At 62.0% G+C, this 13380-nt stretch carries 11 protein-coding genes and 1 tRNA gene; 4 read left to right on the top strand and 8 right to left on the bottom strand.

The window, feature by feature from the left end:
• Positions 1-27 precede the first annotated feature (27 nt).
• Positions 28-1524, bottom strand: a complete 1497-nt coding sequence (gene katA / locus TM49_RS11345) for a catalase KatA (protein WP_045681354.1) — start codon at positions 1522-1524, stop codon at positions 28-30.
• Positions 1525-1616: 92 nt separating this feature from the next.
• Here katA and TM49_RS11340 point away from each other — a divergent pair, with 92 nt between their 5' ends.
• On the top strand, positions 1617-2543 hold the full coding sequence (locus TM49_RS11340; protein WP_045681352.1) for a LysR substrate-binding domain-containing protein: 927 nt from the start codon (positions 1617-1619) through the stop codon (positions 2541-2543).
• Between the two features lie 72 nt (positions 2544-2615).
• A complete protein-coding gene (locus TM49_RS11335; protein WP_144409539.1) occupies positions 2616-3845 on the top strand; it encodes a DUF8173 domain-containing protein in 1230 nt (409 codons plus the stop codon).
• Positions 3846-4080: 235 nt separating this feature from the next.
• Here the strand turns inward: TM49_RS11335 and TM49_RS11330 are convergent, their stop codons facing one another.
• From TM49_RS11330 to chvE (TM49_RS11305), 6 genes are all read right to left on the bottom strand, one after another.
• Complete coding sequence (locus TM49_RS11330; RefSeq protein WP_045681349.1) at positions 4081-4437, bottom strand: DUF4186 domain-containing protein; 357 nt, start codon at positions 4435-4437, stop codon at positions 4081-4083.
• A 26-nt stretch (positions 4438-4463) separates the two neighbouring features.
• A complete protein-coding gene (locus TM49_RS11325; RefSeq protein ID WP_045681347.1) occupies positions 4464-5531 on the bottom strand; it encodes an ABC transporter ATP-binding protein in 1068 nt (355 codons plus the stop codon).
• Positions 5532-5829: 298 nt separating this feature from the next.
• On the bottom strand, positions 5830-7029 hold the full coding sequence (gene mmsB / locus TM49_RS11320; protein ID WP_425283244.1) for a multiple monosaccharide ABC transporter permease: 1200 nt from the start codon (positions 7027-7029) through the stop codon (positions 5830-5832).
• Positions 7030-7035: 6 nt separating this feature from the next.
• Entirely contained in the window at positions 7036-8556 is a 1521-nt protein-coding gene (mmsA, locus tag TM49_RS11315; protein WP_045681345.1) for a multiple monosaccharide ABC transporter ATP-binding protein, read from the bottom strand.
• Between the two features lie 78 nt (positions 8557-8634).
• Complete coding sequence (gene chvE, locus TM49_RS11310) at positions 8635-9708, bottom strand: multiple monosaccharide ABC transporter substrate-binding protein (protein ID WP_045681343.1); 1074 nt, start codon at positions 9706-9708, stop codon at positions 8635-8637.
• Between the two features lie 404 nt (positions 9709-10112).
• Positions 10113-11183: a multiple monosaccharide ABC transporter substrate-binding protein gene (gene chvE / locus TM49_RS11305; protein WP_045681341.1), complete on the bottom strand. Its 1071-nt coding sequence runs from the start codon at positions 11181-11183 to the stop codon at positions 10113-10115.
• 431 nt (positions 11184-11614) lie between these two features.
• On the opposite strand from chvE (TM49_RS11305), the gene TM49_RS11300 reads away from it, so the two are divergent.
• Positions 11615-11691, top strand: a tRNA-Arg gene (locus tag TM49_RS11300).
• Between the two features lie 82 nt (positions 11692-11773).
• Here TM49_RS11300 and TM49_RS11295 read toward each other — a convergent pair.
• Positions 11774-12349: a TetR/AcrR family transcriptional regulator gene (locus TM49_RS11295; RefSeq protein ID WP_045681340.1), complete on the bottom strand. Its 576-nt coding sequence runs from the start codon at positions 12347-12349 to the stop codon at positions 11774-11776.
• Between the two features lie 77 nt (positions 12350-12426).
• Between TM49_RS11295 and TM49_RS11290 the strand changes: the two genes are divergently transcribed.
• Positions 12427-13308 (top strand): SDR family oxidoreductase, encoded by an 882-nt coding sequence (locus TM49_RS11290; RefSeq protein WP_045681338.1) that lies wholly within the window; start codon positions 12427-12429, stop codon positions 13306-13308.
• Positions 13309-13380: the final 72 nt, after the last annotated feature.

Raw genomic sequence — 13380 nt, 5'->3', positions numbered from 1 at the left:
GGCCTCGGAAAGCTTTAAAACCAAATCCTATTCAGCCGCTGACTGCGTTCCCGGCGTCGAGATCGCATTGGCCTCATAGCCATGCGCTTCCTTCAATGCCGCGCGAACGCCGGCTTCGTAGTCCGGGTGAACCTGCTTGAACAGCGCGAGCTGGCGCTCGATGATCTCGCCAGGCACGCCGCCCATGGCGGCAGCAATGTTGTCGAACAGGCGGGACTTCTGGCCGTCATCGAAGAGTTCAAACAATGCGCGCGGCTGCGAGAAGTCATCATTGCCCTCGCGGTGATTGTAGCGCGCCATCGCACCTTCGATATTGAGCGGCGGCTCCATTGCCGACTTGTCCTCGACCGCGCCGCCCATGCTGTTGGGCTCGTAATAGGCGTCCGTCGCACCGGTCTTCTGGCCGAAGAAGTTCATCTGCCCATCCTTGTGGTAGTGATGGACCGGGCACTTCGGCGCGTTGACCGGCAACGCCTCGTAATGCGTGCCGAGACGGTAGCGGTGGGCATCGGCATAGGAGAAGATGCGGGCCTGCAACATCTTGTCCGGCGAATGCGAGATGCCGGGCACGATGTTGGAGGGCGAGAACGCCGCCTGCTCGATTTCGGCGAAGTAATTGTCGGCATTGCGGTTCAGTTCCATCACACCGATATCGATCGGCGGATAGTCACTGTGCGGCCAGACCTTGGTGAGGTCGAAGGGGTTATATGGCGTCTTGCCGGTATCGCTTTCCGGCATGATCTGAACCTGTACCTTCCAGCGCGGATACTGGCCGGTCTCCACCTTGTCGAACAGCGCTTCCTGATAGGTCTCGCGGCTCTTGCCGATCAGCTTTTCGGCCTCTTCGTTGACGTAGTGCTTGTGACCCTGCTCAGTCTTGAAGTGGAACTTGACCCAGAAGCGCTCGCCTGCGTCGTTCCAGAACGAATAGGTGTGCGAGCCGTAGCCGTTCATGAAGGTCGGATCGACCGGAATGCCGCGGTCGGACATCAGGATCGTCACCTGGTGCAGGCTTTCCGGCGACAGCGACCAGAAATCCCACATCGCCTTCGGCGAGCGCAGGTTGGTGCGCGGATGGCGCTTCTGCGTGTGGATGAAATCCGGGAACTTGTAGGGGTCGCGGACGAAGAACACCGGCGTGTTGTTGCCGACCAGGTCCCAGTTGCCGTCCTCGGTGTAGAATTTCAGCGCAAAGCCGCGCACGTCGCGCTCGGCGTCGGCCGCGCCCAGTTCGCCGGCAACAGTGGAGAAGCGGGCGAGCATCGGCGTTTCCGCGCCCGGCTGGAGACACTTGGCCTTCGTGTATTTCGAAATATCACCGGTGATCTTCAGCGTGCCGAACGCACCCCAGCCCTTGGCATGGACCACGCGTTCCGGAATGCGTTCGCGGTTCTGGTGGGCCAGCTTCTCGATCAGCTGGTAATCCTGGATCATCACGCCGCCGCGCGGGCCGGCGGTGATCGAGTTCTGGTTGTCCGGCAGCGGTGCGCCGGCAGTTGTCGTCAGGGTCGGTTTGTCGCTCATGGCTTCCTCCTTGGAAATCTTCCAAACTATCCCACGCGGCTCCCATAATTTCCAATTGTGATTTCCTGTAATTACGATAAGATTTACCTATCATGATAACACTTCGGCAATTGCGATATTTCGAGGCGCTGGCGCGCGAACGCCATTTCGGCCGCGCGGCAGCGGCCGTCCACATCAGCCAGCCGGCATTGTCGGCGCAGATCATGGAGATGGAGGCGAGCCTCGGCACACAGCTGATCGAGCGCGCCCGCCGCAAGGTTCTGCTGACGCGAGCCGGCGAACGGGTGCTCGCCCATGCGGCCAACGTGCTGGGCGCAATGGCGGAGCTGGAACGTGCGGCAAGGCCGGCGGGCGGCCCGCTTTCCGGACCGCTTTCGATCGGCCTCATTCCGACGGTGGCGCCCTATCTGATCCCGAAGCTGGTGCCTTATCTCAACACCCGGTTTCCGGCGGCGGAAGTAGCGCTGAAGGAGGCGGTGACCGACCATCTTCTCGACGATCTCGAGGACGGCACGCTCGACGCGGTGATCGCGGCACTGCCGATCGAGCGCGACGGGCTTTCGACGGCCTTATTGTTCGAGGACCGTTTCTTCATAGCGGTCGCCCGCAACGATCGAACCCTGCTTGCCTCGCCGCTGACCACCGCTTCGATCGCCGCCGAGCGGCTGCTGCTGCTGGAGGAAGGCCATTGCCTGCGCGACCAGGCGCTGGCGCTCTGCCAGCGCGCACCAAAACGCACCGTCGTGAATGTCGGTGCAACCTCGATGACGACGCTGCTGCAGATGGTCGCAAACGACATGGGCATGACACTTATACCGGAAATGGCGATTGCGGCGGAGACGGCCCGCACGGCACTCACCATCCTGCCCTTCGAAGAGCCGGTGCCCGCGCGCACGATCGGTCTCGTCTGGCGGCGCTCCAGCCCGCGCGCCGATGACATGGCCGAACTCGCCGATGCAATCAGCGAATGCCGCCCGGCTCTGCCGGACGCTGCCACACAAGACAGACTTTACGGATGATCGCCGCCGGGTGATACTATTCCTACAATCCGCTTTTTCAGCATCGGGGGCGTAAGCCGAAAGGACGGGACCATGTTCACGCGATTTTCACGCATGTTGCTGGCGGCACTGCTCTTTGCAGCACCGGCGGCGCTCGCCGACGACGACACATTCGTCTTCGGAGGCGACACCTATGCCAGCGGTGCCACGCCGTCACTGAGGCAGGACAGCCCGCGCAGCGCCTTTCTTTCAGGCTTCAGCGTCACGCTCGATGGCGCGGTGACCCGCAATGCGCATCTGGCCGGCGCAAGGGTGCGGGCCGACGGGCCGGTTAGCGGCGACCTGTACGCCGCTGGCTTTTCCGTTGACGTCGATGGCGCCGTCGCCGGAGATGTCAGCATTGCCGGCGCCAATATCGAGATCGGCGAAAGCGCCTCCATCGGCGGCAATGCCCGCCTCTTCGGTGGCACCGTCGAGGTCGACGCCCCGATCACCGGAAGTCTGCTCGCCGCCGCGGGCAACCTGACGCTGAATGCGCCCATTTCCGGCGACGCGATGTTCGCCGGCGACGAAATCAGCTTCGGCCCCGATGCCACGATCGGCGGTACGCTGACCTATAGCGCGCCGGAGGAAATCGATATTCCGGAGAGCGTCATCTCTCCTGAGAAGGTAACCTTCCACAAGCTCACCCCGAGCGTCACCGAGACGACGGATGAGGATGAGGCGCTGGTGAGTTCGGACACCGTCAAGGTGACCGGCTACATCACTACTCTGGTCTTCATGCTGGCCCTCGCGGCCTTCTTCCTGACCTTCACCCCGACGCGCGTGGAAGCCATGCGGGCCCGGCTCATGACGCGACCGCTGGCTTCGCTCGGCTATGGTTTCCTCGCCCTGTCGATGCTGATCGGCGCTGTTCCCGTAGCGCTTCTGACGCTGGTCGCCATCCCGCTGATCCCCTTCGTCGTACTGGCGACCGTGATCGCCTGGACGCTCGCCTATCTGCTCGCCGTCTTCGCGCTGTCCTGGTGGGTGGTCACGAAGATCCGGCCGATGCGCGCCTCGCTCCTCAACATGCTGCTGGCGACTGCGGCCGGCCTCGTGCTGATGTCGCTGCTGCATTACCTGCCGTTCTTCGGCTGGATCGCCAATATGGCGGTGGTGCTGATCGGCCTTGGCGCGATGGCGGCAATCTGCGGCAAGGGGCTGCAGGAACGGCGTTTGCGCCGCACGGCCCCGCCTGCGGCGCCGGTGCCGGCAACGCCTTCCGAGCCAGCAGAGCCGCCGGAGCTTCCCGGCGAAGACACCCCGCCGCGCACGCAGTAACGCGAAGATCGGAGCGCTAGCGTTTCCGCATTGAAGACATATGACACCGGCAAACGCGCCGAGCTTTTTGCCACAGTCAGCCTTCCCTTTGGCATCACGCGCGGACTTGGTCCGAGCATCCGTTTCGCCCAGCCCCTTGGGCAAACGCCCGTCCAAGAGGCCTGGATCCTCGGGTCAAGCCCGAGGATGACGCAGAGTGGGGTAATGGTTTGTCAACACAGCGAGACGCATAGCGCTAGCCTTTCTGCATCTCCCCGGAAATCCAGCGGTCGATGAGCGAGACCACATGCGCGATCTCGCCATCCGACAGCGCTCTGCCCGTGCCGATGCCATGCCATTTCAGCAGGCAGCCGCGGCAGCAGGTCGCGGTGGCGTGTTGGGCGACGAAGACCGGGTGACCGCGCATAGGCGTCTGCCGGCCGTCCTTTTCCGGCAGCGCCGGCGCCAGCCGCTTGCGGATGAAATCCTCCGCATGGGCATTGATGACGGCCCTGCCCTTGTCGCGCGCATAGGCCCGGTCCTTCGCCGATAGTCGGAAACGACTGCGAAACGGCGAGCGGGAAAGTCTGTCGAAAATCGCGTCGTCCGTCATTGTCCGACCATCGACCACGGCCCCATTCAGTTGAGCCGCGCGCCCGTTTCGGTGTCGAAGAGATGCAGGCGGGTCAGATCGAAGGTGATCTTCACCGGCTCATGCCGATCGAAGGGGACGCGTTCCGGTGTCAAAAGCAGGATCTGGTCATCGCCCGCCGTCATCGTCGCATGGGTTTCGGAACCGGTGGTTTCGGTGAATTCGATGCGCGCCTCGGCGCCGTCTTCGGCAAAGGCCACATGTTCCGGCCGCACACCGAGAGTGATGGCCTTGCCGTCTTCGAGCGCCGGCTCCCTGGGCAGCGGATAGCTGATGCCGGCGGCCGTTTTCAGCACCGGCCCGGCCGCCTCGTTGGCGACCACGCCCTCGATCAGGTTCATCCCCGGCGCCCCGATGAAACCGGCGACGAAGACATTCTCCGGCCGGTCGTAGAGCTGGAGCGGCGTTCCGGCCTGCTCGATGCGGCCGGCGCGCATCAGCACGATGCGCTCGCCCATTGTCATCGCTTCCATCTGGTCGTGGGTGACGTAGACCATGGTGCTGCCAAGCCGTCGGTGCAGCGCCTTGATCTCGGCGCGCATCTGCGCCCTCAGCTTGGCATCGAGATTGGAAAGCGGCTCATCGAACAGGAAGGCGGCCGGATCACGCACCAGCGCCCGCCCCATGGCAACGCGCTGTTTCTGGCCCCCGGAAAGCTCGGTCGGATAGCGCTCCAACTCGTCCGTCAAACCGAGCATTTCAGCGGCGCGCTCGACTGCTGCGTCGCGTTCCGCCCGGCTCATCCCGGCCATCCTGAGGGCAAACCCCATGTTCTTGCGCACGCTCATATGCGGATAGAGCGCGAAGTCCTGCAGCACCATGGCAATGTTACGCTGTCGCGGCTCGAGCTTGTTGGCGAGCTTGTCATCGACCTGGAGCTCGCCCCCAGTGATCGCTTCCAGCCCGCAGATCATCCTCAGCAGCGTCGACTTGCCGCAACCGGACGGGCCGACGACCACCACGAATTCGCCATCGGCAATCGCAAGGTCGATACCGTGGATGACCTGGCGCGTGCCGTAGGACTTGACGATACCGCTGAGCGTGAGACTGGCCATTCAGAACCTCCGGAACCTGTTTCGCCCCGCCTTACCCGATTTTGCCGGCCGATGAAATCATCTGGATCAAGTCGGGGAAACGTCGAAAGGTTAAATTCCGGCAATGTCTGGTCCGATTCGACCTTTCGCGCGTTATTACCAATGTCCAACCGCCTGAACCGGTCCGCAAACGCCGGAAGTGGCGGAGGGTGCGCGGTCCCGGCATGCGAAAGCGTGCCGGGACTTTTTCGTTTCCGGACAACGGAAAAGGGCAGCGCGGCGGACCGCACTGCCCTCGTCATTGCTTCTATCAGAACCGTCAGGCCTTGTTCTTGTTGTAGACGTCGAAGACGACGGCTGCGAGCAGAACCAGACCCTTGATGACCTGCTGGTAGTCGATGCCGATACCCATAATCGACATGCCGTTGTTCATGATGCCCATGATGAAGGCACCGACAACCGCACCGACGATCTTGCCGACGCCACCGGACATCGATGCGCCGCCGATGAACACGGCCGCGATGACATCGAGCTCGAAGCCGTTACCGGCCTTCGGGGTCGCGATGTTGAGGCGGGCTGCAAACACCAGGCCGGCCAGGGCCGCCAGCATGCCCATGTTGACGAAGACGATGAAGTTCAGCCGGCGAGTATTGATGCCGGAGAGCTGCGCCGCCTTCTCGTTGCCGCCGATCGCATAGACGCGGCGACCGAAGGTCGTGCTTTCGGTGATGAAGGTGTAGATCACGGTCAGGATCGCCATCGAGATCAGCACGTTCGGCAGGCCGCGGAACGATGCCAGCTTCCATGAGACGAACACCAGCACACCGGCGACGATGACGTTGCGGCCGATGAAGAAGGAGAACGGCTCGTCCTCGATACCATAGGCCTTGTTGCGCGAACGGGCGCGGAAGGCGAGGTAGACGATCGCGGCGGCGGCGATGACGCCGGCGGCAAGCGCCGTCATGTTGGGCCGGCCGACGCCGAAGATATCCGGCACGAAGCCGGTCGACAGTAGCTGGAAGCCGCCCGGGAACGGACCGACCGACTGGCCGTTCAGAAGCCAGAGCGACAGGCCGCGGAAAATCAGCATGCCCGCGAGCGTCACGATAAAGGACGGGATGCGCCAATAGGCGACCCAATAGCCCTGCCAGGCGCCGATTAGCATGCCGGCGATGATGCAGGCCGGGATGGCAATCAGCACCGGCAGTTGCCAGTGCACGATCATCACCGCCGCGAGCGCGCCGATGAAGCCGACGATCGAGCCGACGGACAGGTCGATATGCCCCGCAACGATGATCATCAGCATGCCGAGTGCCATGATGATGACGTAGCTGTTCTGCAGGAACAGGTTGGTGATGTTGACGGGGCGCAGAAGCACGCCATCGGTGACGATCTGGAAGAATGCGATAATGACGATCAGGGCGAGCAAGATGCCGTAATCGCGCATTCTGAGGGTCAGGTAGGAGCGGATCGAGGTCTTGCTCTCGCCTGCGGATTCCTGTTGTGTACTCATCGTCATCTCTTTCTATTTTCTGACAATGAAGGACATGATGCGTTCCTGGCTCGCCTCCGCGGCGCTCAGCTCGCCCACCAATGCCCCCTCGTTCATGATGTAGATGCGGTCGCACATGCCGAGCAGTTCCGGCATTTCCGACGAGATCATCACCACGCCGTGCCCGTCATTGGCGAGCTGGTTCATCAGTGTGTAGATCTCGTATTTGGCACCGACATCGATACCGCGGGTCGGCTCATCCAGAATGAGGACGTCCGGCTGGGTGAACAGCCACTTGGACAACACCACCTTCTGCTGATTGCCGCCGGAAAGGTTCACCACCTTCTGGGCGACCGTCGGCGTGCGGATGTTCATCGCCTTGCGGTAATATTCCGAAGTCTTGGTTTCCTCCGCCGTGTTCAGCACGCCGTATTTGGAAACGCCCGGGAGGTTGGAGAGCGTGATGTTCTTGGTGATCGGCTCGTCCAGGATAAGGCCAAGGCCCTTGCGGTCCTCGGTCACGTAGGCAAGGCCGGAGAAGATCGCCTTCGGCACGGTGGAGACGTCCGCCTTCTCGCCGCCGAGATAGACCTCGCCGGAGATATTGCGGCCATAGCTGTGGCCGAAGATGCTCATCGCCAGTTCGGTTCGGCCGGAGCCCATCAGGCCCGCAATCCCGACGATCTCGCCAGCGCGGACGTTGAAGTTGGCGCCCTTGATGACCTTGCGGTCGACCTGCTCGGGATGCCAGACCGTCCAGTCCTTGACCTCCATCAGCACGTCGCCGATCGTATGCTCACGCTCGGGATAGCGGTTTTCCATGGTGCGGCCGACCATCGCCTGGATGATCTTGGCCTCGCTGACTTCCTCGGCCTTGCAATCGATGCCGGCAACGGAGGAGCCGTCACGCAGGACGGTGATGGTGTCGGCGACCTTCTCGACCTCGTTCAGCTTGTGGGAAATCAGGATCGATGTGATCCCCTGCCCTTTCAGTTCAAGAAGCAGGCTCAGAAGCTTGGCGCTGTCGGCTTCCGAAAGTGCGGCCGTCGGCTCGTCAAGGATCAGGAGCCGCACGTCCTTGGAGAGTGCCTTGGCGATTTCGACGAGTTGCTGCTTGCCGACGCCGATTTTCTCGACCAGCGTTGCCGGCGGATCCTTGAGGCCGACCTTGCGGAGAAGCTTTTCGGTGCGGTTATAGCATTCGGGCCAGTCGATGACCCCGCCTTTTGCCACTTCATTGCCAAGAAAGATATTCTCGGCGATCGACAGTTGCGGAACCAGCGCCAGTTCCTGATGGATAATGATGACGCCCTTCTTTTCGCTGTCGGAGATCCCGGAGAACGTGGCCAGTTCTCCATCGTAGTAGATTTCGCCTTCATAGGTTCCGTGCGGATACACGCCCGAGAGAACTTTCATCAGCGTCGATTTTCCGGCGCCGTTTTCTCCCACAAGTGCGTGTATTTCACCTTCCTCGACGGCGAGGTCGACATCACTCAACGCCCGGACACCCGGAAACGTCTTCGTGATCTTTCGCATTTCGAGCAATGTTGTCATGACACCCTCACCCGGCCGGCGTCCTGCTCCGCCGCCGACAATCTGCCGGCGGCGGGCTTACGCAATGCCCTACGGGTCTTAGTTCTGGATCTGCTGCATCGTGTAGTAGCCGCTGTCGTCGACAAGGATCTGCTGCCAGTTGTCCTTGTTAACCGCGACCGGTTCGAGCAGATAGGAGGGCACGACCTTGTCACCATTGTTGTAGGTGCTGGTGTCGTTGATTTCCGGCTCGGAACCGTCACCGATGGCTTCGACCATCTTCACCGTGACTTCGGCGAGCTTGCGGGTGTCCTTGAAGATCGACGAATACTGCTGACCGTCGATGATCGCCTTCACGTTCGGCAGGTTGCAGTCCTGACCGGTGATGATCGGCATGGCCATATCGCCCGAGCCGTAACCGATGCTCTTCAGCGAGGAGATCGCACCCATGGCGAGGTCGTCGTTGGAGGCGTAGACGCCGTTCAGCGTCTTGTCGGTGTAGTAGGCCGACAGCAGGTTATCCATGCGCGCCTGAGCGGCGGCGTTCGACCAGTTCAGCGTGCCGATCTTGTCCATGCCCATCTGGCCCGACGGAATGACGATGTCACCCGAATCGATCAGCGGCTGGATGACGGACATGGCGCCGTTGTAGAAGAAGTAGGCGTTGTTGTCGTCCGGCGAACCGCCGAAGAGCTCGACGTTCCAAGGCTTGGTGTCGGGGAAGCGGGCCTTCAGGCCCTCGACCAGGCTGTTGCCCTGGATGACACCGACCTTGTAGTTGTCGAAGGTCGCATAGTAGTCGACATTCGGCGTGTTGAGGATCAGGCGGTCATAGGCGATGACCGGGATGCCGGCAGCAGCCGCATCGGCCAGCGGGCCGGTCAGCGAACCGCCGTCAATGGCAGCGACCACGAGGACAGTGACGCCCTTGGTGATCATGTTCTCGATCTGCGAGAGCTGCTGGGGAATTTCGTTTTCAGCGTACTGCAGGTCGGTCTTGTAACCGGCTGCCTCGAACTGCTGCACCATGGACGCGCCGTCCTTGTTCCAGCGATCCAGGCCCTTGGTGGGCATGGCAATGCCGACATAACCCTTGTCGGCGGCAAATGCCGGTACACTCAAAGCCGCCGCAGCAACGGTTGCCGCAGCCAGAATAGAGATAACCTTTTTCATCTCTCTCTCCCAATTGAAGGCCAGGTTTGTTGCAACCCGGTCCCGTTTTCGATCGCAGGCCGGAGCGCCTGCAACCAGTTCATGCGGAGCATTCCGCTCCTATCCTGCCCCCGCCACGCTCCAGATTCCCCGGGGGAGGTCGGCGTGACGATACATTGTGAGGCACGTATGTCAAATCAATTCCGTTGTCATTCGCCAGGTGTTTTGCGTCGCGAAAAGGCGCGGAGATGATTTTCGTCAAACTTCGCCAAACGCGCCACATAAGTAGTCACTTTTGAGGTCTCCCACCGTAACCCGACATGTTGCAACCGCGAGATTTTCAGCGTTGGACGCCCGGTGAAACGGGCGCTGATCAGGGCAGGAAACGGGCAGCGAACCGCCCGTTTCCCATGAGTTCGTGGGCCTTACTTGACCTGTTCGAGCGTGTAGTAGTGGCTCTTGTCGACCAGGATTTCTTCCCAGTTGCTGGCATCGACCGAGACGGGGGCCAGCAGGTAGGACGGCACGACCTTGACGCCGTTGTCATACGTCGTCGTGTCATTGATTTCCGGCTCGCCGCCCTGCAGCAGGGCGTCAACCATGCCGACGGTGACACGGGCAAGCTCGCGGGTATCCTTGAACACGGTCGAGTACTGCTCGCCTGCAACAATCGACTTGATCGAGGGCAGTTCGGCGTCCTGGCCGGTCACGATCGGCATCAGCTGATCGCCCGAGCCGTAACCGACGCCCTTCAGCGACGACAGGATGCCGATCGAGAGGCCGTCATAGGGCGAAAGCACGCCGTGGATGGTGTTGTCGGTGTAGTTGGCCGACAGCAGGTTATCCATGCGGGCCTGGGCCTCCGCGCCATCCCAGCGCAGCGTGCCGACCTGGTTCATGCCCATCTGGCCAGACGGGATGACGATCTTGCCTTCGTCGATGAGCGGCTGGATCACCGACATCGCGCCGTCATAGAAATAATAGGCGTTGTTGTCGTCCGGCGAACCGCCGAAAAGCTCGACATTCCAGACATCCTCGTCAGGGAAGCGTTCCTTGAGGCCCTTGATCAGGCTTTCGCCCTGCTGCACGCCGACCTGGAAATTGTCGAAGGTCGCGTAGTAGTCGACATTCGGGCTTTCGCGGATCAGGCGGTCATAGGCGATGACCGGAATGCCCGACGCCGCGGCGTTTTCAAGCGCGTTCGACAAGGTCGTGCCGTCGATCGAGGCGATCACCAGCGCATCGACGCCCTTGGTGATCATGTTCTCGATCTGGGACAGCTGGTTGGGAATGTTGTCCTCGGCGTATTGAAGGTCAGTGTCGTAGCCGGCGGCCTCGAACTGTTCGACCATCGATTCGCCGTCCGAAATCCAGCGTGCGGACGATTTCGTCGGCATCGCGATGCCGATCGTGCCCTTGTCCTGTGCGAAGGACGGCACGGCAAACGACGCCACCGCCATCGCCGCAACGGCGACTGCAGAAATTACCAGTTTCATATCTCTCTCCCAATTCGCGACTATCGCTTCGACCGAGCAGCCACCCGCATTGCGGCGAAATCCTCCCTGGACGGCCGGTCGCTTTCATCAACGGAAAAGCCGGCGACGCTGGTCACAGCCGGGAAAGTGGTACGAAAGAAACAGCAGTGTCAAATCGATTAGGCTGAAGAAGATATACCAATTCTGCTATGTTTGATCGGTCGCTCAACGTAAGCCTATGAAATCCGGGCCTTGTTACAGACGCGATCAAAGCTGAAATCGCGACGATGCTAGACTTTAGTCTAATAAACTTCCGCGCGCGCCCCAAACACCTCGGATTGCCGCTTACGAAAAAGAGATACCGGCGATTTCCACTGCCCGCGTTTTTTTGGCGTTGATGCCGGCATCAAGCTGCGCTAAAGAGTGCCGACAAGCGGCATCGCCCGCTTCGGGCGCCCGTAGCTCAGCTGGATAGAGTGTTGGATTCCGATTCCAAAGGTCACAGGTTCGAATCCTGTCGGGCGCGCCATTTTCTCTGATAATTCCATCCTATGAAGCCCGCTTGCGGTCCGTGGCGGCGTGCTGTTCCGCGTTTCGACGGCGTGCGAGGGCTAGCGGCCATCCTCTTGGGGAGCCGAGAGCGCCTTCAGTTCAGCGAAAGCAAGATCAATCTCGGCCGCAAGCCCGTGAGACGGGTCGGCGAACCAGGCGGTGATGGCTTGGCCGAACACGGCAAGGCCGGCCTGGGCGGCAAGCGCGGCGCGTGCGGCGGGGACGCCGCGCCGTTCGAGCGCCGCTGCGACCTGCCGGGAGAGCATCATCACCTTGGCGGTCTCGCGCTCCTGCAGCGCCGGCGTCGCGGCGATGATCCTGGCCCGCGGCTCCGAGAACGGCCGGTTCGCCTCCAGAAGGCCGATGACGGACCGGAAGGCCCGCTCTAGGATCTGCAGCGGCGGAAGTTCCGGCGGCGCCTCCGCAATCGCCGCCTCAAGGGCCCTTGCGAGGATCTCTTGCCCCTGAAACAGCACCTCCCGCTTATCCGGGAAATGACGGAAAAAGGTGCGTTCGGTCACGCCGGCGCGCGCGGCGATTTCGGCCGCGGTCGTTGCCTCATAGCCATGTTCGACGAACAGCTCCAGGGCCGCCTGTTGCAAGCGCTTTCGGGCATCGTCCGGGTTTCTGGGCATAGAGGTCTCGCGTAGCTATTGTCAGTCACTGTCACTAAACCTATATGTCAGTTACTGACATTAAAAGGATTGACAGAATGCGTGTCTTTATCACAGGTGGCACAGGGCTCATCGGCTTTGCCGTTGTTGCAGAATTGCTGGGCAATGGCCACACCGTCGTCGCACTGACCCGCTCGGAAGCCTCCGCGCAGGCGGCAAGCGATGCCGGCGCCGAACCGTTGCGGGGTTCGTTGACGGATATCGACGTCCTCAGCCAGGCCGCGGCCAGCGCCGATGGCGTGATCCATCTCGCCTTTTCCAATGATTTCAGTTCGGCCGAGGCGCTGTCGCGCTCGATCGCAGAAGAAGGCGCAGCGCTTGCCGCACTTGGTGAAGCCCTGATTGATAGCGGCAAGCCGCTCGTCACCTGTTCCGGCACGCCGCAAGCGCCTGGCCGCCCGGCGACCGAAGCCGATCCGATCCCGACGGACGGGCCGGTCGGCGGTCGCGCCCGATCGGTGATGGCGACGCTTGCGCTTTCCAGCCGCGGCGTTCGCGTTTCAGCCGTCCGCCTGCCCCGCACCGTGCACAACAACGGCAATGGCGGCTTTGCCGGCCTTTTGGCCCATATCGCACGGCAATCCGGCGTATCCGGCTACCTCGGAGGCGGCGAACAGCGCTGGCCATCGGTTCACGCGCGTGATGCCGCCCGCCTGTTTCGGCTGGCGCTGGAAAAGGCGGAAGCCGGCACCGCCTGGCACGCCGTCGGCACCGAGGGCGACAGCATGCGGGACATCGCGGCGGTGATCGGCCGGCGGCTCGCGCTTCCGGTCCAACCGGTACCGGCCGAAACCTACGGCCCGCTCGCATCGATCTTCGCGGCCGATCAGCCGGCCTCCAGCGCGCATACGCAGCAGGGGCTCGGCTGGCGCCCCAGCCACACGCCCCTGTTAGCCGATCTGGAAAACATTGTGCCCTGAAACGTCAGGCCCCGTCGCGGCCGAGCGCAACCGCAGTGACGAATCAAAAACGCCGCCCCTTGAGGCGGCGTT

It is taken from the genome of Martelella endophytica (assembly GCF_000960975.1).
GTDB classification, from domain to species: Bacteria; Pseudomonadota; Alphaproteobacteria; order Rhizobiales; family Rhizobiaceae; genus Martelella; species Martelella endophytica.
This window is presented reverse-complemented; position numbering and strand designations above follow the sequence as displayed.

Bases quoted from the DNA above. Each gene is read 5' to 3' on its own strand.
- TM49_RS11340 (WP_045681352.1), top strand. From the start codon at position 1,617: ATGATAACACTTCGGCAATTGCGATATTTCGAGGCGCTGGCGCGCGAA.
- mmsB (WP_425283244.1), bottom strand. From the start codon at position 7,029: ATGACGATGAGTACACAACAGGAATCCGCAGGCGAGAGCAAGACCTCG.
- mmsA (WP_045681345.1), bottom strand. From the start codon at position 8,556: ATGACAACATTGCTCGAAATGCGAAAGATCACGAAGACGTTTCCGGGT.
- TM49_RS11335 (WP_144409539.1), top strand. From the start codon at position 2,616: ATGTTCACGCGATTTTCACGCATGTTGCTGGCGGCACTGCTCTTTGCA.
- TM49_RS11330 (WP_045681349.1), bottom strand. From the start codon at position 4,437: ATGACGGACGACGCGATTTTCGACAGACTTTCCCGCTCGCCGTTTCGC.
- TM49_RS11325 (WP_045681347.1), bottom strand. From the start codon at position 5,531: ATGGCCAGTCTCACGCTCAGCGGTATCGTCAAGTCCTACGGCACGCGC.
- katA (WP_045681354.1), bottom strand. From the start codon at position 1,524: ATGAGCGACAAACCGACCCTGACGACAACTGCCGGCGCACCGCTGCCG.
- chvE (WP_045681343.1), bottom strand. From the start codon at position 9,708: ATGAAAAAGGTTATCTCTATTCTGGCTGCGGCAACCGTTGCTGCGGCG.
- chvE (WP_045681341.1), bottom strand. From the start codon at position 11,183: ATGAAACTGGTAATTTCTGCAGTCGCCGTTGCGGCGATGGCGGTGGCG.
- TM49_RS11290 (WP_045681338.1), top strand. From the start codon at position 12,427: ATGCGTGTCTTTATCACAGGTGGCACAGGGCTCATCGGCTTTGCCGTT.
- TM49_RS11295 (WP_045681340.1), bottom strand. From the start codon at position 12,349: ATGCCCAGAAACCCGGACGATGCCCGAAAGCGCTTGCAACAGGCGGCC.